Source organism: Arthrobacter sp. LjRoot14, from assembly GCF_964253905.1.
Lineage (GTDB): Bacteria > Actinomycetota > Actinomycetes > Actinomycetales > Micrococcaceae > Arthrobacter.
Genome location: NZ_CAXURL020000001.1, coordinates 970,751 through 989,050, shown reverse-complemented (window position 1 = coordinate 989,050; position 18,300 = coordinate 970,751). Strand labels below are relative to the sequence as shown.

The 18,300-nt window shown below is 64.0% G+C and carries 19 protein-coding genes; 8 read left to right on the top strand and 11 right to left on the bottom strand.

All coding sequences use genetic code 11. The features are described from left to right. Window positions 1-66 precede the first annotated feature (66 nt). The 5 genes from ACSQ12_RS04655 to ACSQ12_RS04635 form a co-directional block, all read right to left on the bottom strand. Entirely contained in the window at window positions 67-1,071 is a 1,005-nt protein-coding gene (locus ACSQ12_RS04655; protein ID WP_436064509.1) for a sugar phosphate isomerase/epimerase family protein, read from the bottom strand. Between the two features lie 161 nt (window positions 1,072-1,232). Further along, entirely contained in the window at window positions 1,233-1,940 is a 708-nt protein-coding gene (locus ACSQ12_RS04650; RefSeq protein WP_436064508.1) for a GntR family transcriptional regulator, read from the bottom strand. Window positions 1,941-2,115: 175 nt separating this feature from the next. After that, the gene (locus tag ACSQ12_RS04645) at window positions 2,116-3,195 is read right to left on the bottom strand and encodes an alkene reductase (protein WP_436064507.1); all 1,080 of its coding nucleotides are present in this window, start codon (window positions 3,193-3,195) and stop codon (window positions 2,116-2,118) included. 82 nt (window positions 3,196-3,277) lie between these two features. Then, the gene (locus tag ACSQ12_RS04640; protein ID WP_436064506.1) at window positions 3,278-4,333 is read right to left on the bottom strand and encodes a 2,3-butanediol dehydrogenase; all 1,056 of its coding nucleotides are present in this window, start codon (window positions 4,331-4,333) and stop codon (window positions 3,278-3,280) included. Between the two features lie 133 nt (window positions 4,334-4,466). After that, on the bottom strand, window positions 4,467-6,257 hold the full coding sequence (locus ACSQ12_RS04635; protein ID WP_436064505.1) for an NAD(P)-binding domain-containing protein: 1,791 nt from the start codon (window positions 6,255-6,257) through the stop codon (window positions 4,467-4,469). Between the two features lie 193 nt (window positions 6,258-6,450). Between ACSQ12_RS04635 and ACSQ12_RS04630 the strand changes: the two genes are divergently transcribed. Next, window positions 6,451-7,737, top strand: a complete 1,287-nt coding sequence (locus ACSQ12_RS04630; RefSeq protein ID WP_436064504.1) for a GAF domain-containing protein — start codon at window positions 6,451-6,453, stop codon at window positions 7,735-7,737. Window positions 7,738-7,780: 43 nt separating this feature from the next. Here the strand turns inward: ACSQ12_RS04630 and ACSQ12_RS04625 are convergent, their stop codons facing one another. After that, window positions 7,781-8,281, bottom strand: coding sequence for a PKD domain-containing protein (locus tag ACSQ12_RS04625; protein ID WP_436064503.1), 501 nt, complete (start codon window positions 8,279-8,281; stop codon window positions 7,781-7,783). A 425-nt stretch (window positions 8,282-8,706) separates the two neighbouring features. Next, window positions 8,707-9,372 carry a DUF6318 family protein gene (locus tag ACSQ12_RS04620; RefSeq protein WP_436064502.1) on the bottom strand — a complete coding sequence of 222 codons (666 nt, stop codon included), beginning with the start codon at window positions 9,370-9,372 and terminating at the stop codon, window positions 8,707-8,709. Between the two features lie 290 nt (window positions 9,373-9,662). Here ACSQ12_RS04620 and bioB point away from each other — a divergent pair, with 290 nt between their 5' ends. The 4 genes from bioB to ACSQ12_RS04605 all read left to right on the top strand — a co-directional run bounded on the left by bioB (window position 9,663) and on the right by ACSQ12_RS04605 (window position 11,925). Then, entirely contained in the window at window positions 9,663-10,733 is a 1,071-nt protein-coding gene (gene bioB / locus ACSQ12_RS04615) for a biotin synthase BioB (protein WP_436064501.1), read from the top strand. Continuing rightward, a complete protein-coding gene (bsaP, locus tag ACSQ12_RS21800; RefSeq protein ID WP_438825213.1) occupies window positions 10,730-10,969 on the top strand; it encodes a biotin synthase auxiliary protein BsaP in 240 nt (79 codons plus the stop codon). Before bioB ends, bsaP begins: the two co-directional genes overlap by 4 nt. Before the next feature lie 40 nt (window positions 10,970-11,009). Next, a complete protein-coding gene (locus tag ACSQ12_RS04610) occupies window positions 11,010-11,444 on the top strand; it encodes a pyridoxamine 5'-phosphate oxidase family protein (RefSeq protein ID WP_043430355.1) in 435 nt (144 codons plus the stop codon). Window positions 11,445-11,505: 61 nt separating this feature from the next. Further along, entirely contained in the window at window positions 11,506-11,925 is a 420-nt protein-coding gene (locus ACSQ12_RS04605; RefSeq protein WP_436064500.1) for a very short patch repair endonuclease, read from the top strand. A 12-nt stretch (window positions 11,926-11,937) separates the two neighbouring features. On the opposite strand, the gene ACSQ12_RS04600 is transcribed toward ACSQ12_RS04605, so the two are convergent. Beyond that, window positions 11,938-13,275, bottom strand: a complete 1,338-nt coding sequence (locus tag ACSQ12_RS04600) for a glycoside hydrolase family 26 protein (protein ID WP_436064499.1) — start codon at window positions 13,273-13,275, stop codon at window positions 11,938-11,940. A 124-nt stretch (window positions 13,276-13,399) separates the two neighbouring features. On the opposite strand from ACSQ12_RS04600, the gene ACSQ12_RS04595 reads away from it, so the two are divergent. Then, a complete protein-coding gene (locus ACSQ12_RS04595) occupies window positions 13,400-13,801 on the top strand; it encodes an Hpt domain-containing protein (RefSeq protein ID WP_436064498.1) in 402 nt (133 codons plus the stop codon). Window positions 13,802-13,837: 36 nt separating this feature from the next. On the opposite strand, the gene ACSQ12_RS04590 is transcribed toward ACSQ12_RS04595, so the two are convergent. Continuing rightward, window positions 13,838-14,140, bottom strand: a complete 303-nt coding sequence (locus tag ACSQ12_RS04590) for a helix-turn-helix domain-containing protein (protein ID WP_436064497.1) — start codon at window positions 14,138-14,140, stop codon at window positions 13,838-13,840. 66 nt (window positions 14,141-14,206) lie between these two features. On the opposite strand from ACSQ12_RS04590, the gene map reads away from it, so the two are divergent. Then, on the top strand, window positions 14,207-14,989 hold the full coding sequence (gene map, locus ACSQ12_RS04585; protein ID WP_436064496.1) for a type I methionyl aminopeptidase: 783 nt from the start codon (window positions 14,207-14,209) through the stop codon (window positions 14,987-14,989). Between the two features lie 26 nt (window positions 14,990-15,015). Here the strand turns inward: map and ACSQ12_RS04580 are convergent, their stop codons facing one another. Next, window positions 15,016-15,771, bottom strand: coding sequence for a response regulator transcription factor (locus ACSQ12_RS04580; protein WP_209747079.1), 756 nt, complete (start codon window positions 15,769-15,771; stop codon window positions 15,016-15,018). 101 nt (window positions 15,772-15,872) lie between these two features. Here ACSQ12_RS04580 and ACSQ12_RS04575 point away from each other — a divergent pair, with 101 nt between their 5' ends. Beyond that, window positions 15,873-17,540 carry a sensor histidine kinase gene (locus ACSQ12_RS04575; protein WP_436064495.1) on the top strand — a complete coding sequence of 556 codons (1,668 nt, stop codon included), beginning with the start codon at window positions 15,873-15,875 and terminating at the stop codon, window positions 17,538-17,540. 27 nt (window positions 17,541-17,567) lie between these two features. Here the strand turns inward: ACSQ12_RS04575 and ACSQ12_RS04570 are convergent, their stop codons facing one another. Next, the gene (locus ACSQ12_RS04570; RefSeq protein ID WP_209747083.1) at window positions 17,568-18,194 is read right to left on the bottom strand and encodes a TetR/AcrR family transcriptional regulator; all 627 of its coding nucleotides are present in this window, start codon (window positions 18,192-18,194) and stop codon (window positions 17,568-17,570) included. Window positions 18,195-18,300: the final 106 nt, after the last annotated feature.

Genomic DNA, 18,300 nt, shown 5'->3' with positions numbered 1-18,300 from the left:
TAAGGCTGGGAGTCCGGAGTGGTGCGGCCGCCCCCGAATAGCGTGCCGGCCGCACCATGCGTTGGCTCAGACGGTGCTGAGTTCCGAGGCTGCGGGCAGCTGGCGTCCTTGCGCCACCTGGCTCCGGCCCAGTGTGTAGCCGTCCGTCTTGGGGAGGACGTGGCGGCGGAGGTAGTCCTGGTTGCTGGCCGTCACGCTGAGGCCGTCTCCGCCGTAGTGCTCGGTGCAGAGAATGCCCTGGAAACCTACGGAGAGTGCAAGCTTGAAGGCCTCGCGGTAGTTAATGAGGCCGCTTTCCATCGGCGCCGGCATGGCGACATACATATCCCGGGCGGTGTCCTCGTCCCGGATGTAGTTCTTCATGTGCCAGTAGTTGGAGTACGGCAGGGTCTTGGCCACCATCTCGCGCCAGTCCTCGATAGGACGGTGGAGCCGGATCAGGTTGCCGAGGTCCGGGTTGAGGCCAACGTTTGAGAGGCCGATGTCCTCGACCAACTGCACCGAGGAGTCCGCAGTGCCAAGGTAGGTGTCCTCGTACATTTCCAGGGAGAGCAGGACGCCGACTTCGGCTGCGTGCCGGCCCAGTTCGCGGAGACGGCTGACGGCGTTGCCCCAGGCTTCCTTGTTTCCGGCCGGGTCCTTGTAGCCTTCGACCGTCCAGAACCACAGCTGTTTCTGCTGCTCCGGCGTGATGGCCTGGTGGAGGCCAAAGGAGACGACCTCGCAGCCCAGTTCGGCGGCGGCGTCGATGGTGCGGTGGCTGTAGGCCAGGTTGGCTTCCCAGTTGCCTTCTTCGATGACGCTCCGGCGGATGGCGGAGATGACCGGGACGCCGATGCCCACGGTGTCCGCCGTCTGCTTGAACTCGGCCAGGCGCTCCTTGCTGAGATCGCCCGGGCGCACCCAGCTGTCGGTGAGGTCCGCATGGGCGAATCCGGCTTCCCTCACCTCGGTGAGGACCTCGGCCCAGGCTTCGGCGCCGGCGTCGTTGATGTGGGTTCCTTGGGCGTCGGTGCCCTGGAACTGAAGCAGGGCCGCAGTAATGGGCCAATTCTCGGCTGTGTAGGCCATGGTGTTCACTCCTTTGTGCGAATCCTGTTTCCTATAGGATTTACTATCGACAAAGAGTTGTCAAGGTCACACTTGGGTGGTCGCAGCCCAACTGGCTAGCAGTAGATGTCGTGAAAAGGCGCTGTCAGGACATTAACTGCCAGTCACTTCGGTGGGTTGGCTTAGCCTTCCGGGGCGTCGGCGATGGCGCGGCCTCGGACTCTCCGGACGTGCTCGGCCATGGCCGCGGCAGCCGCCTCGGGGTCTCCCGAGGCCATCGCATCCAGGACGGCCTGGTGCTCGGCGATGGCGTTCTCTGCATCCGTGATGCCCACGCCCCCGAACAGCCGGAAGCGCTGGACCTGGCCGCCGAGCGCGGCATACGCCGCCACCATGAACTGGTTTCCGGTTTGCTCGGCGATGAGCCGGTGGAAGCGTTCGTCGGCTTCGAGGTAGTCACGGTATTCAGCGAATGAGGGTCCCCGCGGCGCGGTCTTCAAGTCGGTCACGGCCTGGTCCAGCTGGGCGAGCCGCTCCTGGGTCAGCCGGCCGCAGGCAAGGCGGGCATTCACCGGCTCGATGGCCAGCCGCGCCTCCATCAGTTCGGCGAAGTCTTCGCGGGTGAACACCGGCGCAACCCGGTAACCCTTGAGCGCCACCCGGCGGACCATGCCCGTGTGTTCCAGCCGGGCAAGGGCTTCGCGGACCGGGGTGGGCGAAACGTCCAGGTCCCGGGCTGTGCCGTCGATGCTGACGGTGGCACCCGGTTCGAGCCGGCCATCCATCAGCGATTCCAGCAGTTCCTCGTAGACGTGGTCGGCCAGCACTTGGCGGCTTACGGGCTTGCCTTTGCGGCTGCCGGGACTGTTGATCTGGGACGGACGCTGCATGTTCAGATCCTATAGGGCTGGCAGCCAGCGGCGGACTTGGCCGGTCACAATCGTGGTTGACCGCCACGGACCGGAGCTCGGAGCAATGGTTTTGAGATGCACAACAGGCGGGCGCAATCGAGTTGCGCCCGCCTGTTTGCGGAGCCTGTGGAGCTCCCGTCTGAACCTGGAAGTGCTAGTTCTGCGACTCCTCGTAGAACGGGTAGTCCGTGTAGCCCTCTGCGCCGTCGGCGTAGAACGTAGCCTGGTTCGGTTCGTTGACCGGCAGGTCTTCGCGCCAGCGGCGGACGAGGTCGGGGTTGGCGATGGCCGGACGGCCCACCACCACGGCGTCTGCATGGCCGTCGGCCACCAGCGAGATGGCTTCCTCACGGGTGGTGATGACGCCAAACCCCGTGTTGACGAGGAAGGTGCCGTTGAAACGCGCACGCAGGTCCTGGACCAGTTCGCTGGTGGGTTCCTTGTGCAGGATGCTCAGGTAGGCCAGGTTGAGCGGCGCGATCGCATCCACCAGCAGGCCATAGGTCTCGCGGACATCAGCGGCGTCAGTTTCGAGAGCGCCCTGGACGTTGTGCGCGGGTGAGATCCGGATGCCCACGCGGTCCGCGCCGACGGCCTCAACGACAGCCTTCACTACCTCGATGACGAAGCGCGCCCGGTTCTCCGGTGAGCCGCCGTAAATGTCGTCGCGCTGGTTCGACGACGGAGCAAGGAATTCGTGCAGCAGGTAACCGTTGGCGGAGTGCAGCTCCACGCCGTCGAACCCTGCCTCGATCGCGTTCAGCGATCCCTGGACAATTTCCTGGCGGATGCCGGGCAGTTCGTCGGTGGTCAGCGCATGCGGGACGGGGTGCGCCTGCTTGCCCTTGTACGTGCGGGTTTCTGCCTCGACGGCGATGGCGCTCGGTGCGACCACCTGGTGTCCGCCGTTGATGTCCTCGTGCGAAACCCGCCCGCCGTGCATGATCTGCGCGAAGATCCGGCCGCCTTCGGCATGGACGGCGTCCGTGACCTTCTTCCAGCCGGCAATCTGCTCCGGGGTGACAATGCCGGGCTGCCCCGGGTAGGAGCGTCCCGCGGGGCTGGGGTACGTGCCTTCGCTGACGATCAGGCCGAGCGATGCGCGCTGGCGGTAGTGCTCGGCAACGATGGCGGCCGGCACCCCCGCTTCGCCGGAGCGGAGCCGGGTCAGCGGGGCCATCACCAGGCGGTTGGGCAGTTCGAGCTCGCCGAGAGCCAACGGGGAAAACAGCATGCGCAGTTCCTTTCAAAGCGGATTGGGTCCACTGAGCCCAACTGCGAGGCGCCTGCAACTATTCCGGGTGAGACTCGGATCACTACGGGTGGACGATGATCTTCACCGCCGTGTCGTTGTGGTGGATCAGGGTGTCGAATCCCTTGTCCACCAGGTCATCCAGTGCGATCCGTCCCGTAATGAAGGGCTTGAGGTCCACTTTGCCTTCCTGGACGAGCTTGATGGCGGCCGCGTGGTCTCCGCGGTAAGCGATCGTTCCGCGAAGGTCGATTTCCTTGAGGACGATCTTCTGCATGTCCACGGTGGCCGGGCGTCCCCAGATGGACACGTTGACCACCACTCCGGCGGGCTTGACGACGTCGAGCATCGTGTCCAGAACGGCGTTCACGCCGGCGCATTCGAACGCAGCGTCCGCACCAGTTCCCCCGGTCAGTTCCAGCACCCGCGCCTTAACGTCGACTGCGCCGGGGTCGAGGACATGGTCCGCGACGCCGGATGACGTGGCTTTCTCTTTGCGCGCGGCGGACAATTCAGTCACCACGGTGGTGACGCCCAGCCCTTTCAGGACTGCCGCCGTGAGCAGCCCGATGGGACCCGCACCGCCGACGACCGCGACGTCCCCGGCTTTCACGTCGCTCCGGCCGACGGCGTGATAGGCCACCGCGAGGGGTTCGATGAGCGCAGCTTCGTCGAGTGGTATGTCGCCAACGGGATGGACCCAGCGTGAGTCGACCACGATCTTTTCGCTGAGTCCTCCGCCGCCGCCGGCCAGTCCGATGAAACCCAGCTTGGTGCACAGGTTGTAGTTGCCCGCCCGGCACGGACCGCATTCGTCACAGACGAAGTACGGCTCCACCACCACACTGTCTCCGACGGAGAGCCCGGTAACGCCCTCGCCCACTTCCTCAACAGTTCCGGAGAACTCGTGTCCCAGCGTGACCGGGGCTTCCTCATGTGACAGCGTGTGGGGGTGTCCGGGCGGCGGGGTGAAAATGGGCCCTTCCAGGAATTCGTGGAGGTCCGTGCCGCAGATCCCGCACCAGGCGACGGCAATCTTCACGGCCCCTGGGCGCAGCTCCGGCTCCGGGATGTCTTCGATCCGGAGATCCTCGCGGGCGTGGAATCGTGCTGCTTTCATGGTGTTTTCCTTCGCTTACGGGCCGTGGATGCACCCGATCGGGCGCATCCACGGCATGTCGTTGGAGTGTCACAGCAGGTGGCCGTCACCCTCAGTGTGGTGCCCGGGAGTGTGATTGTCACGGCCCTCCCGGTCAGCGCTTGTGGTGGGTGGGCTGGAGCTCGTAGACCGGCGTGGGCAGCCCCTCCATGCGGGCCTTGAGCTGCAGGGCAAGGTAGTTGGAGTAGTGGCGGCTCTGGTGAAGGTTGCCGCCGTGGATCCAGAGGTTCTCCACGTTCGTGGGCTTCCACATGTTCCGCAGCTCCCCCTCCCACGGCCCCGGATCCTTGGGTGTGTCCGAGCCGAAGCCCCAGCATTTGCCGACGGCGTCCGCCACGTCAGGCGAGACCAGGTCCGCCAGCCAGCCGTTCATGGACCCGTAGCCGGTGGCATAGATGATGACATCGGCCTCCAGCTCGGCTCCGCTGTCCATGACCACAGCGTTGCCGGTGATCTTTGTGACCTGCCCGTTGGCGAGCTTGACCCGTCCGTCAATGATCAGCTGGGAGGCACCGACGTCAATGTAGTAGCCGGAACCTCGCCTCAGGTACTTGAGGAACAGTCCCGAACCATCCACCCCGAAGTCCAGGTCGAAGCCTGCGGCCTCAAGCTGGGAGTAGAACCCGGCATCGCGCCTGGCCATTTCTTCGTAGACGGGGATTTGGGCGTCCGGCAGGATCCGGTATGGCAGGGAGGCGAACAAAAGGTCGGCCTTCTCGGTGGTGACACCGTTGGCCAGGGCCTTCTCGGAGTAGAGGTCCCCGAGCGCCAGGTCCATGAGCGACTCGCTCCGGGCGATGTGCGTGGAAGACCGCTGAACCATGGTGACTTCCGCACCGTGTTCCCAAAGATCGGCGCAGATATCGTGGGCCGAGTTGTTGGACCCGATCACCACGGCCTTCTTGCCTGTCCAGTCACCGCCGCCCGGGTGTTTGGACGAGTGGTGCTGCTCCCCCAAAAAGGATTCGGCGCCGTCGAACGTTGGAACGTTAGGGTAGCCCGAGACGCCCAGGGCGAAGACGAGCTGCTTGGGCCGCAAGGTCACCGGTTCGCCGTCGCGCATTACCTGCACGATCCACTCTTGGGACGCTTCATCGAAGCGGGCGTTGGTGCACTCGGTTTTAGACCAGTAATTGAGCTCCATGATCCGGGTGTAGTGCTCCAGCCAGTCACCGATCTTGTCCTTGGCCGCGAAGACGGGCCAGTCGTCGGGGAACTTCATGTACGGCAGGTGGTCGTACCAGACAGGATCGTGCAGGTGGAGCGACTTGTAGCGGTTCCGCCAGGAGTCACCGGGCTTCTCGTTCTTCTCGATGATGATGGTGGGGACCCCGAGCCGACGCAGCCGCGCGCCCAGTCCGATACCGCCCTGACCGCCGCCGATAATCACGGTGTAGGGCTGGTCCTGGTATCCCAGCCGGGCTTCCTCTTCTTCCTTGAGTTCCAGCCACGACTTTCGGCCTTTGCTGATCTCGTGGGCCACGCCCTTCTCCCGGTTGGGCCCCTTCTTCTCCTCGAATCCCTTGAGCTCCTTCATGGTGGTGAGCAGCGTCCAGCACTTGCCGTTGCGGAGGCGCAGGTGGGCATAGCCCCGAGCCTGGGCCGTTTCGAAGTCCACCCAGGCCTCGGTGTTCGCAGCGTCGCCGGTGGCGTCCTCGGCGAGGGCCCAGTTGCCGGGTTGAACATCGGCTAGCGTGGCGTCCAGCATGCGCTTGATGGCGTCCTTGCCCTCGAGAGTCTTGAGGTTCCAGGTGAAGGATACGAAGTCGCGCCAGTAGGGTTCGTCTTCGAATAACTGCAGTGCGGCGTCAGTGTCCCTGCTGCGCAGCGCCTCTTCGAACTGCGCCAGCCAGGCCTCCACGATGCCGTTTGGTGTCTCAGGCATGATTCCTCTTTTCGTTGCTACGGTGGGCCGCTCCCGGTTCGCCTCGCGATAACCGTCCGTGACCCGCATCACAAGTAAAAGACGCCGGGGGTTACAATCGAGTGACACGGCGCCCTCCTTGGGAGAGGCTTCCGGCGAAGAGCCGTCAGCGCGCGGCCCGGGCACGATTCGATGACGAGTTGGGAGATGGCGGATGCGGACGGGCACCGGCGCGATCGCGCATCTTCGCGACTTGAGATTTTCCGCACCGGCTGAGTATGCGCGCACGCTGCGCAAAGCCCATGAGGCCACCATTTCGGGCAGCCCCGATCCCTCGATTTCGCAGGCCATCATCAAGTCCTGGCAGCGTTCGCTGGCGCTGGGCATCGACCCTGATCAGCACAGGCCGGTTCACCGGCACGGGGTGTCCGAGGCGCGGTCGCTCAGCGCCGGGCACCGCCTGGCGACCGTGATCCCGGCTTTGTCCCAGTTGCTGGCCGACGAGTCCGCCGCGGGCCGCCACCTGTTGATCGTCACCGATCAACAGGGTGAAGTGCTGTGGCGGGTGGGCAGCCGGCAGGCCCTGCGGCTGGCCGATTCCTTGGAGTTTGTGGAGGGCGCAGACTGGTCTGAATCCGGAGTCGGGACCAACGCCATCAGCGAAGCCCTCGTGACCGGTGCACCTGCCCAGCTGTTCTCTGCCGAACACCTGGTGCGCACGCATCACGACTGGGCCTGCACCGCGGCCCCTATCCGCGACCCCTTCACAGGAGAAGTCGTGGGAGTGCTCGACGTTTCCGGTCCCTTCGAATCGGTAACACCGGACAGCCTGCGCATGGTGCGTTGCGGCGTGCGGCTGGCGGAGGAGCTGTTGAAATCTGCCGGTTCGCCTCGTAGAACCGATGCGGTTCGTCCCACGCTGACGCTGAGGTTGTTGGGTGACAAGCCGAGCGCCGAGGTCGACGGCGGTGCCCGGCTTCCGTTGACGCTGCGCCGTGCGGAGATCCTGGCGCTGCTGGCATCCCGGACACAGGGGTGGAGCGCCGATGAGTTGGCGTACAGGCTGCATGGCGAGGACGGCGCCGCCACGGCGATCAGGACTGAGATGCATCGCATCCGCGGAATCCTGGGCAACGTGGTGGAACCCAACCCTTACCGTTTCTCGTCGGCCGTCCGGGTGGTCACGGACGTTTCAGTGGTCGCCAGCCATCTGCGGGACGGACGCGTGGCGGACGCGCTGGCCTCTTACCCCGCGAAGCTGCTCAACCGTTCGGCAAACCTGTCCGTCGAGCTGATGCGGGACGAGCTCAATGAAGCTGTGGGGGCCTCGGTCCGTTCCAGCGGGGACGCCCAACTCATCATGCGGTGGTGTGCGAGCGACATGGGTGCGTCAGACGTCCAAGCGGCCGCGGCAATGGCGAGCCTCATCGGGCCGGGCGATCCGCGCTTTCAAGTGGTCCGCGCACGGATGGAACGGGTCAACCGGGAATTGCTGTCCTGACCAGGCTGGCGGTGGCAGGCCCGGGTTGAGTTACGGGGCAGGGTTACGGGGCTGGCGGTGCCGCGCCGGGGCAGCCTTGGCCTTGCGGGTTCTTGATGCAGTCGTCAGCGTAGTTGCGGGTGATCGAGCGCCAGACACTGATGGTCTGCGGCGGTGAACTGAACTGGCCTTGGCCCGGGATAGGCAGCGGCGGTCCGTTGTTGACGGAGTATGTTCCCTGGAAGTGGGTGGTGAGCAGCACCTGGAAGTCGCCGGTCTGCGTGTAGACATGGCTGGTGCGGGTCTTTTCACCCCACCGGTCCTGCGGCAGCGGCCCGCCTGCCGAGGGCTGTGGTCCGAACGTTGTTCCGTCGCCGTAGTTCCAGGTGTATTGGACCGGAGTCGCTACAACGTGGACCTTCTGGGCCAGGATGGTGACGTCGAACTGCTGTTCCGCCGAGTCAGCGAAGAAGTTAGTTTCAGCTCCGCGGAGGGTGTGCGGACTCGGCTGGGCTGTAATGGTCCCCGCAGCCACGGGCAGTTTCTGGAACTCGCTCTGGATCATGGCCGCAATGCGATCCAGTATGTCTTCTGGTTTCGTATCGTAAATGCAGGTGGGTCCTTCAAAGAAGCTCCAAACTGGCGGATCGAAGTCTTTGAGTGATCGGTACCAATTGACGCTGCGCCCTCCGTCTCCGTCCCCGCAGGCAACTTCAGGCCCGGTACAGTTCGAGCCGTCGAGGACAGGATCATTTCTGCAAAGTAACTTGTACTTATATCGGTAGGGGTCACTTGGGATACCGAGAGGTAGCTGCGTCCAGGCGCCCGTGTCGGGATCTTGGTTCCAACTCCCCCCAACGTTGGCTCCGCTCTGGTCCCAGTCCCCCTTAATAGGCGAGTCCGAGGATGCCGCATGACTGCCAACTGTGGTTAGGCCGACGCTCAAGAGAAGCCAAACGGAACACGCCAATATTCTGACAACTACCTTGCTCATTGACTGTTGGCTAGGTGCTCGACGGTCTTCGCTCGCCAGGCTCCCCCTTGGTAGGAGGCCAACATTATGTCGCCGGCTGCAGGTTTTTGTTCCGTCTTCTCGTCGAGCGTCTTATCGGAGCGGTAATAGGAAAGTGGTTCTTGAAAGACCTGAATCAATACTTGGTATTCACCGGGTGCGGTTTCTACGAATTTGGATTGGGCTCCCTGCACAACCATCTTGCCGCCAGCCAACCAGCGCCCGTCAGAGTGCCATGCTCCCACCACCTCCTTTACTCGCAGGCATGATGTGCATGTCGTCTCGGATACAGCTTGAAGGGGCGTCACATCGCCGGTTTCGTAGGCATAACTAAGCGTTGAATACCAATACTTAGCAAAAGCCTCCAGCCCCTCCTTTGTCTCCGCTTTCGCGGCTTCAGGCAACACCGGGACAGGAACATTTTGCGCTTTGCCCTTCGCATCTGCCGGCTTATACGCGGCGGTTGGCGTTGGCGTGGGACTCGGCGTGGCAGTAGCCGACTCTGATGCATACGCCGACGCTGAAGTGCTGTTACTTCCCGGCGGGGTGGCGCCCCCGTTGCACGCGGTGAGCATGAGGGCAGAGGCGGCGACAACAGCGGCCGAATAGCGCAACCGTGCGAAAGGCGAAGTACGAGATGTCATGGGCAGCTATTCCCCCGATAGTTTCAAGACGTCCGAGCCGCCCGCCATAACTCCGGACGATGGTTAAAGGGTAACTGAGGTCACACTTTGATGCTCAAAGTTATCCACAGGTACTTTCTCCGGTCTACCACCAAAGACACCGGGCAGAAAAGTCACACGGACACCGGCACGAAGCAATTCGGCTCCCCAAGCCCCAATGCCCGCCGTTTGTTGATACCCCACAAAAACACCAGTAAAAAGCCAAACTAGCGTCGTTGAAGACCAGACGATCCCGCGAAAAGGACCCATCAATGACGATCCAGGCAAATGTCCCCACCGGCGACGAAACAAGCGACGAAGCACTCCGTGAAACAACAAATGAGGCCAGCCACCAAATCCTCGAAACAGCCCGCAGGCAGGTCCTCGAGGACGGTATCGGCCTGACCCAGCCGCAGCTCGAGGAGGTTCTCCGCCTCCCGGACGCAGCCCTTCCGGCCGCCCTGCAGCTGGCCCACGACGTGCGCCTGAAGCACTGCGGCGAGGACGTCGAGGTCGAGGGCATCATCTCCATCAAGACCGGCGGCTGCCCTGAGGACTGCCACTTCTGCAGCCAGTCCGGGCTCTTTGACAGCCCGGTAAGAGGCGTCTGGCTCGACATCCCGGAACTGGTCACAGCCGCCAAGGAAACCGCCGCCACCGGAGCCACCGAGTTCTGCATCGTCGCCGCCGTCCGCGGCCCCGACATCAAGCTCATGAACCAGATCAAGTTCGCGATCGACCGCATCAACGAGGCAGTGGACATCAACATCGCCTGCTCCCTGGGCATGCTCACCCAGCGCCAGGTGGACCAGCTCAAAGAGTGGGGCGTGCACCGCTACAACCACAACCTCGAAACCGCCCGCAGCTACTTCCCCGAAGTGGTCACCACCCACAGCTACGAAGAACGCCTCGACACCTGCAATATGGTCAAGGCCGCCGGCATGGAACTCTGCTGCGGAGCCCTGATCGGGATGGGCGAAACCCTGGAACAGCGCGCCGAACTCGCCGCCCAGCTCGCGGCCTTGGAACCGCACGAAGTCCCGCTGAACTTCCTCAACCCGCGCCCCGGCACTCCGCTCGAAAGCCAGGGCATCATGGACGGCAAGGACGCCCTGCGCGCCATCGCCGCCTTCCGCCTCGCCATGCCCCGCACCGTGCTGCGCTACGCCGGCGGCCGCGAACTCACCCTCGGCGACCTCGGCACCCGCGAAGGCCTTCTCGGCGGCATTAACGCCGTCATCGTCGGCAACTACCTCACCACCCTGGGCCGCCCCGCCACCGCAGACCTGAATCTGCTGGTCGAACTGAACATGCCCATCAAGGAACTCCAGAAGACGCTATGAGCGGGGTTCCAAAAGACGCAACCACCGCTGCCTTTTGCGGTCACTGCGGCGAGCCGTCCGACGGCGGCGCCGGCCCGACGTCGGGCGTTCACGGCCGTTGCGGCGAGCGTCTCGCGCTGGAACCGCCCCGCTACTGCGCCGCCTGCCGGCGCCGCATGAAAGTCCAGGTGACTCCGCTCGGGTGGACAGCTGAATGTTCCCGTCACGGCACCACCGAAATGAGAATGCGTCCTTAAGGCACTGGCCATTGCCTGCCTCTGCCTGAACAATATGCTCATGATGTTCACACACGCAGACGGCAACCCCATTCTCAACCTTGACGATGACCAGTCGTGGAAGCTCATTGAGGGCACCAAGCACGGCCGGCTGGTAGTGACCGTGGCCGGCGAACCGGATATCTTCCCGGTCAACTACGCCGTGAGCGCACGGAAGCTCTACCTCCGGACAGCTCCGGGCAACAAGCTTGCTGAGCTGACCATCAACGCCAAAGTCCTCTTTGAGACGGACGGCATCATGTCTGACGAGGCTTGGTCCGTGGTGCTTCGCGGCACAGCACGGGTCCTCGACCAGTCCGCTGATATCGCGGCCGCGGAATCACTCGGCCTCAAGCCCTGGGTACCCACGTTGAAGGACTTTTACGTTGAGATTGAGCCGGTTTCGGTCAGCGGACGGCACTTCCAGTTCGGCGAACATCCGGAACGCGAAATCTAGGGAATGCGTCCAGGCCCGGCGGCGGGGCGCCGCCGGGTTTACGGCCGCCTAGACTTAAACCATGGCTGACCAGCTGACTCCCGAACGGCGAAGCTGGAACATGTCCAGGACCCGGGGCAAGAACACCAAGCCGGAACTGCTGGTGCGGAGCCTGTTGCACTCAAAGGGCTACCGCTACCGCCTGCACGGCAGCGCGCGCGGCGGCAAACTCCCCGGCAACCCGGATCTGGTGTTCGCAGGACGGCACAAGGTCATCTTCGTCAATGGCTGCTTTTGGCATTTCCATGACTGCAAAGCGGGGCAGCACGCTCCCAAAGCGAACGCGGAGTTCTGGGATACAAAACGGACACGGACCAGGAACCGCGATGCCGAACAGCGCCGCCTCCTGGAAGCAACAGGGTGGCAGGTGCTCACCGTCTGGGAATGCGAACTCAAGGACGTCTCCGCCTTGGAGGAACAGCTGGAGCAGTTCCTCGCCTGAACACAGGCCTAGCTATGACGCCCGGCGGGCAGCCAGCGCAGCGTTGAACGCCGTGGCCGACGCCTCACTGCTGTTGATGCGCCAGTCCGTTTCCTTCTGCAGGTGGAACCAGACGAAGCCCACGACGTCCGGCTGCGCTGCCAGGTAGCTCACCAGATCGGTATTCCACTGTGCCTTGGAACCGCCCGCCTCCGCGGACGCGGTTTCGGCAATCAGGATGGGGAGCCCGGGAGCGAGCGTCCGCAGCTGGGCTATCCCCGGCGCAAAGAGGTCCTGCGGCGACGTCCAACTGCTCCACGACGCCGAGGTGCCCCAGTTGTACCCGTCGAGGGCCACAATGTCCACGTAGCCGGCACCCGGGAACAGCCCGGCGAGATCGGTGGATCCAAAGTAGGGAACGTTCGGGCTCCACACCCAGGACACGTTGCTGGCACCCGTGGCTGCTACGACGTCGTGCACATGCCGCCAGGCCTGCACGTAGTCGCCGGACTGGTTGCCGTTCACGCCCTCGGCCCACGGGTACCAGTTGCCGTTCATCTCGTGCGCAAACCTCAACTGGACGGGCTGGCCCCACGACGCCAGTGCCTGCCCCCACTGCGTAATGTAGGCATCAAAGTCGCCGGCCGCGATTCGGTCCAAGGCGTAGGCGGGCTGCGTGAGCCCGCCGCCCCATGCCCACGGCTCCCAGGTGACCAGCGGAACGGCGCCGCGCGCCCGTACGGCGTTCATCTCGGTGATGGGCGGCGCCTGCAGGAAGTCCTTGTAGAAAAGCACACTCGACGGGCTCTCCCCCGCAAGCCGCGCGACGTCGTCCAGCTCGGCACTGGCCAAGGGGCCGCCCGCCGTCGCCACCCCGAAGCGGAGTGCCGCCGTGCTGACGGGAGGGATGGTGGGAGTAGAAGAAGTAACCGTGAAAACGGATGACGCTTTGATGGAGGACGTCTTGGCCGTGATGGTCAGCGGCCCCGGGGCCGCCGCGGGAATGGTGATCGAGGTACTGAAGGAACCGGACACCGCAGTCTTGAAAGAGAACGTGGAGGACCCGACTATCACGGTTCCCGTGGTGGCAGCCTTGAACCCTGTTCCGCTGACGGTCACGGCCGAACCCGCCGGTCCGGTGGCCGGGTCGAGGTAAACCTGGGCCGCCGCGGCCGCCGTAGCGGGCGCTGCCTGGACTGGCTGTACGGCCGCCAGCGTGACGCCCAGCCCCACAATCAGACCAGTAACAACGTTTCTCACGATCCTGAACACAGCGGTCCCCGCAATCGGCTGGTGGCCTCGCTGGCCACGGGTCAGTTCGGTGCCGGCAGGCACTTGTCCCGATCCTAAACGCAGATTGCTGAGTCGCATCAAGATTGGCACAAATTTTTCCGGAAACCGCGTTCCACGCCCCCCGGAGCCCTACTGTAAAAGAGGCAAGGTTGTGGCCGCACCCGTTATCCCGGAAGTGCAGCGCCAAGGGAAGGGGTGTCCAATGGATGGACAGGATGGCGTCAGCCAGCCGTACGTTGACCCCTCCGTGCTGCAAACACTCCGCTGTGAACTTGAGCCCGATGCCGAGTATTGCACCGTTTTCGTCAACAGCTATATCCAGCAACTGCCGCGACGGCTGGACCGGCTCCGACATGCAGTCGAAGCCATGGACCTGGACGCGGCGATGGACGCCGTCCTCAGCGTGAAGACTTCCAGCATGATGGTGGGTGCCGCGTACCTGGGCAGGCTCGCGGATGAGCTCGAAACCATCCTGAAGCACCTGGAGTCCCATCCGGAAACTGTGGCGGAGCAGCCGCCCCGGCTTCAGCTCGCCCTCCTGGAAAGCATGGATGCGTGCACGGATCAGACCGTGGCCGGCCTTTCGGCGGCGGCAGCTGCCTAAGTCCGACCACCCCCAAAGCAACTGCGGAATTGAAACTTACGAGGCCAACCGTTCACGCGCATTCTGACCGGGGCGTGCCGGTCCGACACCATTTTCAGTCCGGCTGATCTCGGCCCAGACCGCATCAAGGGAGAGGCCCAGGACATCGGCGATCGCGGCGATGGTGGAGAAGGCAGGGGTGGCTACGCGGCCCGATTCGATCTTCCGGAGCGTCTCCGGCGAGACACTCGCATCGAGCGCGGTCTCGAGCATCGAGCGTTCTCCCCTGGCGCGACGCAATAGCGCACCGAGGCGCTGTCCGCGCTCGACTTCAGCGGATGTGAGCGGCAACCTGACCATGGCTCCAATTCTAATACCGGGATAATATGGCCGGGATAGTTATTGGTCGCGTGAGAAAGGCGCCGCATGATTGAGATCCTGAACCACACCGAATTGGCCCGGGCAAAAGTGACAGGCGCCCTGGTCGCTGACATCTTGCACACACTGAAGAGCCGGAGCACAGTCGGCACAAACCTGCTGGACATCGACCGGTGGGCTGCGGCCATGATCTTCGAAGCCGGAGCGCTGTCCTGTTACGTCGACTACGAGCCGTCCTTCGGACGCGGTCCGTTCGGCCACTACATCTGCACGGCCGTCAACGACGCCGTGCTCCACGGACTGCCCCGCGACTACGCGCTTGCCGACGGCGACCTGCTGACACTCGACCTCGCCGTCTCCAAAGACGGAATCGCTGCAGACTCTGCCATCAGCTTCATCGTGGGCGATTCCAAGCCACCGGAGAGCGTCGCGATGATCAGCGCAACCGAGCGCGCCTTGAGCGCAGGCATAGCAGCTGCCGGACCCGGCGCCCGCATCGGCGACATCTCCCATGCCATCGGCTCGGTCCTCAGCGAGGCGGGGTATCCGATCAACACCGAGTTCGGAGGTCATGGCATCGGATCAACGATGCATCAGGACCCGCACATTGCGAACACCGGACGGCCCGGCCGCGGATACAAACTGCGCCCAGGGCTGCTGCTCGCGCTTGAGCCGTGGGTCATGGCCGATACCGCGGAGCTCATCACGGACGCCGACGGGTGGACGCTCCGGAGTGCGACAGGCTGCCGGACAGCACACAGCGAGCATACGATCGCGATCACCCACGACGGAGCCGAGATCCTCACCCTGCCGACGCCGACCCAGCCCTGAGGCGGAAGCCGCGCCGTAGCCGCGAATCAGCGCTCGGCGGGGGCCAACCGGTAGCCCACCCCGCGCACGGTCTGCAGCCAGCGCGGGTTCTGCGGACTGTCGCCCAGCTTCTTGCGGAGGTTACCCATATGCACCTCAACGGACCGCTCGTCCGCCTCTGAGATGTAGCCTCCGACGTCGTACGGTTCGTCCCGCAGCCGCCTCACGAGTTCGGATTTGGTCCGCACCATCCGCCCTGCTTCCAGGAGGGCGTGCAACAGATCGAATTCGGTGCGCGTCAGGTGCAGTTCGCGTCCGTCCACACTCACGGTCCGCGCGTCGTAGCTGAACTCAAGGCCGTTGTGCGTCAGGGTCCGGCCGGGGTCGCCGGCTACGGCAGGCGCCTTGCCGGCGGCGGAAGAGTCCGACGTCGAACGCGGACGCCGCATCATGGCGGCGACACGCGCACGCAGTTCCCGGGGACGGAAAGGCTTCGTCAGGTAGTCGTCCGCGCCGGACTCCAGTCCGATGAGGGTATCCAGTTCCTCGGCGCGGGCCGTCAGCATCACGATGTATGCGTCAGAGAACTCCCTGATCTGGCGCGCTACCTCAAAGCCGTCGATGTCCGGAAGGCCCAAGTCCAGGGTGATGACTGCCGGGTTGAGTTCCTTGGCCGCAACGACGCCGGCCGCCCCGCTGCTCGCGACTTGGACGTCGAAGCCGGCCTGGACCAACACCACGCGCACCAGCTCACGGATGTCGTGGTCATCCTCGATTACCAGACCCACACGTGATTCACTCATCGCAGCCCCCTCAGTCCGCTCGATACCGTCAGAAGTATAGCGCTCGCCGGATATCGTGGGGGTATGCGTCCAGTAAACGGCACCTCAACAACCATCCGGCCATGAGCGGCAACGTCACCTGGGACATCAAGTCCGGCCGGATACTGTTCTTCCGACGGCCCTTCCACGAGTATTCGCTGCGGGGACGGGTCGCACTGAGTCAGATGCCGCTGTCCATCACGGCGGCGCTCACCGCCGTCCTGATGCTGTTGTTCTTCCCGGGCACGCTGGGGAATCCCCTGTTCATCGCGTTCCTGGCCACGCAGGTCCTGATCCTGGCACTGTGTTTCTTCATTCCCTGGCATCGGTTGCCGTTCGCCAGCTTCCTGGTGATTCCCCTCCTTGACTTCGTCTCGATCGCGCTCGGCAGGGAGGGCGGGCAGGAGGGCCTGACCGGCATCAGCCTGCTGGCGGTTTTTCCCGTCATCTGGCTGTGCGCCTCCGGCCTTTACCCCCGAGCGTCCCTGCTGGTCTCCTTCCTCGCTCCCCTTTCCATCATCTGGGTGCCGTTGTTCCTTCACGGGAACGTCACCGGACAGGACCTTGCTCGTACCCTGCTGCTGCCGGTGATGATGCTGGGGATCGGCGTTTCCGTGAGCGTGCTGACGCTCAGCATGGTCCGGCAACAGCGGGACCTTGAAGAGAAGGACGCTCAACTGCGGGTCACCCTCAAGGAGAGCAAACGGCAGGAAGAACTGCTGAATTCGGTGCTGGAAACGGTGCACATGGGCGTCCTGGCAGTGGACGCGGACGGGCACGACATCCTCATGAACCGGAAGCAACGGGAGAACCACCGGCTCGCCACACCTCCGGGAAACGACGACCCCAACGAATCCCAGCTCTTGGTGTTCCAAGCTGACCGGACCACAACAGTCCCGGTCGAGCAGCGGCCCGTCCGTCGTGCAGTGATGGGCGAGAGTTTCACGGACAACCTGGTGTGGCTGGGCAGCGGCAGCGAACAGCGCGCCATCACCACCAGCGCCCGGGCCATGCGGGACCAGGAGGGCGCTTTCGCCGGCTCGGTGATCGTCTTCAGCGATGTCACGGACCTGGTGAATGCCTTGGCGGCCAAAGACGACTTCGTGGCCAACGTTTCCCATGAGTTCCGCACTCCGCTGACCTCAATCCTCGGCTACGTGGAACTGCTGCTGGACGAAGACGACGGCGTGCGCGCTCCCCACCGTGAAGCGCTCATGATCATCCGGCGAAACGCCGAGCGCCTGCTCGGTCTGGTGTCGGACCTCCTGGCAAGCCGGAGCGGGCAGCTTATTGTCAGCCCGCAGGCGGTTAACGTGGCTGAACTTGTCCGTGCCAGCATCAGCGCCGCGCTCCCCCGTGCCGCCGCCGCGAAGGTGCGGCTCCGTGCGGACGCTCCTGAACGGCTGGAGGCCCACGTGGATTCCGGGCGCATGTCGCAGGTACTGGATAACCTGGTGTCCAACGCCATCAAATACTCGCCGAACGGCGGTGATGTTGTGGTGTCACTGGACTCTGAGGGTTCCCACCTGGTTTGCCGGGTGAGCGATACGGGCATGGGCATGAGCGACAAGGATCAAGCGGAGGTGTTTACGAAGTTCTTCCGCACCGGCAACGTGCGGAACACTTCCATCCCGGGTGTGGGCCTGGGCTTATCCATCAGCAAGGCCATTGTTGAAGCACACGGCGGAAGCATCCAGCTTCGGAGCGCACTGGGAGAGGGCACCACATTCACCGTCAGGGTGCCGGTCTAGCGGCCGCCCCCTGGCGGCCAGCCGCCATCAGGCCTGCGGCAGGAACTGCGCAATCAGTGTCCGCGCCATCGCCTGCGCCCGCTTTGCCGCGTCGGCGTCGCCTTCGGTCGCGGAGATGATGGACCCCTTCATGAGGATGTGCCATGAACGGGAGAAATCCTCGGTGTCCCGGAGGCCCGCTTCCTCGGCCAACTGCCGGACGTGGCCGCGGATCCGGGCGAGGTAGTCGATGCTTGCCCGACCTAGCGGATGGTTGGCACCCATTTCCAGGAGGATGTTGATAAAGGAGCATGCCTCAAAATCGTCTCGCCGGAACCAGTCGCCAAAGACGTCAAAGATCGCCAGGAGCTGCTCAGCGGGTGTTCCGCCCCGGCGGCGCGCGTCTGCGACAATCGTGTCCACGGTCCACAGCCGGTCCCGCTGCTCCAGGAATGCGAGTACCAGTTCATCCTTGGATGCAAAGTGCCGGTAGAACGTTGCCTTGGCCACGCCGGCGCGGCTAATCAGCTCATTGACGCCCACATCGCGGATCCCGCGGCGGGCGAAGAGCTCGTAGGCCGTATCGACGATCCGCTGCCGTGCGTCGGCACCACTGATTACGGCCTCACCCGCCAGGGCAGGCCGGACCGGTGCAGGATCTGGCATGGGGTTCATTGCAAATAGTCTAGCGCAAAGGGGAGACAGACTTGTCTGTCTAAGATAAAATTCTCTTCATTCCGGTCGGTTGAATTCCCAGGCGTTTGAGCCAGAGCGCTTGAGC

What these genes read in the sequence shown, in the direction of transcription:
- ACSQ12_RS04600 (WP_436064499.1), bottom strand. Translation starts at nt 13,275, where the DNA reads ATGCGACTCAGCAATCTGCGTTTAGGATCGGGACAAGTGCCTGCCGGC.
- ACSQ12_RS04595 (WP_436064498.1), top strand. Translation starts at nt 13,400, where the DNA reads ATGGATGGACAGGATGGCGTCAGCCAGCCGTACGTTGACCCCTCCGTG.
- ACSQ12_RS04625 (WP_436064503.1), bottom strand. Translation starts at nt 8,281, where the DNA reads ATGATCCAGAGCGAGTTCCAGAAACTGCCCGTGGCTGCGGGGACCATT.
- ACSQ12_RS04570 (WP_209747083.1), bottom strand. Translation starts at nt 18,194, where the DNA reads ATGAACCCCATGCCAGATCCTGCACCGGTCCGGCCTGCCCTGGCGGGT.
- ACSQ12_RS04645 (WP_436064507.1), bottom strand. Translation starts at nt 3,195, where the DNA reads ATGCTGTTTTCCCCGTTGGCTCTCGGCGAGCTCGAACTGCCCAACCGC.
- ACSQ12_RS04655 (WP_436064509.1), bottom strand. Translation starts at nt 1,071, where the DNA reads ATGGCCTACACAGCCGAGAATTGGCCCATTACTGCGGCCCTGCTTCAG.
- ACSQ12_RS04575 (WP_436064495.1), top strand. Translation starts at nt 15,873, where the DNA reads ATGAGCGGCAACGTCACCTGGGACATCAAGTCCGGCCGGATACTGTTC.
- ACSQ12_RS04580 (WP_209747079.1), bottom strand. Translation starts at nt 15,771, where the DNA reads ATGAGTGAATCACGTGTGGGTCTGGTAATCGAGGATGACCACGACATC.
- ACSQ12_RS04640 (WP_436064506.1), bottom strand. Translation starts at nt 4,333, where the DNA reads ATGAAAGCAGCACGATTCCACGCCCGCGAGGATCTCCGGATCGAAGAC.
- ACSQ12_RS04635 (WP_436064505.1), bottom strand. Translation starts at nt 6,257, where the DNA reads ATGCCTGAGACACCAAACGGCATCGTGGAGGCCTGGCTGGCGCAGTTC.
- ACSQ12_RS04590 (WP_436064497.1), bottom strand. Translation starts at nt 14,140, where the DNA reads ATGGTCAGGTTGCCGCTCACATCCGCTGAAGTCGAGCGCGGACAGCGC.
- bsaP (WP_438825213.1), top strand. Translation starts at nt 10,730, where the DNA reads ATGAGCGGGGTTCCAAAAGACGCAACCACCGCTGCCTTTTGCGGTCAC.
- map (WP_436064496.1), top strand. Translation starts at nt 14,207, where the DNA reads ATGATTGAGATCCTGAACCACACCGAATTGGCCCGGGCAAAAGTGACA.
- ACSQ12_RS04650 (WP_436064508.1), bottom strand. Translation starts at nt 1,940, where the DNA reads ATGCAGCGTCCGTCCCAGATCAACAGTCCCGGCAGCCGCAAAGGCAAG.
- bioB (WP_436064501.1), top strand. Translation starts at nt 9,663, where the DNA reads ATGACGATCCAGGCAAATGTCCCCACCGGCGACGAAACAAGCGACGAA.
- ACSQ12_RS04605 (WP_436064500.1), top strand. Translation starts at nt 11,506, where the DNA reads ATGGCTGACCAGCTGACTCCCGAACGGCGAAGCTGGAACATGTCCAGG.
- ACSQ12_RS04610 (WP_043430355.1), top strand. Translation starts at nt 11,010, where the DNA reads ATGATGTTCACACACGCAGACGGCAACCCCATTCTCAACCTTGACGAT.
- ACSQ12_RS04630 (WP_436064504.1), top strand. Translation starts at nt 6,451, where the DNA reads ATGCGGACGGGCACCGGCGCGATCGCGCATCTTCGCGACTTGAGATTT.
- ACSQ12_RS04620 (WP_436064502.1), bottom strand. Translation starts at nt 9,372, where the DNA reads ATGACATCTCGTACTTCGCCTTTCGCACGGTTGCGCTATTCGGCCGCT.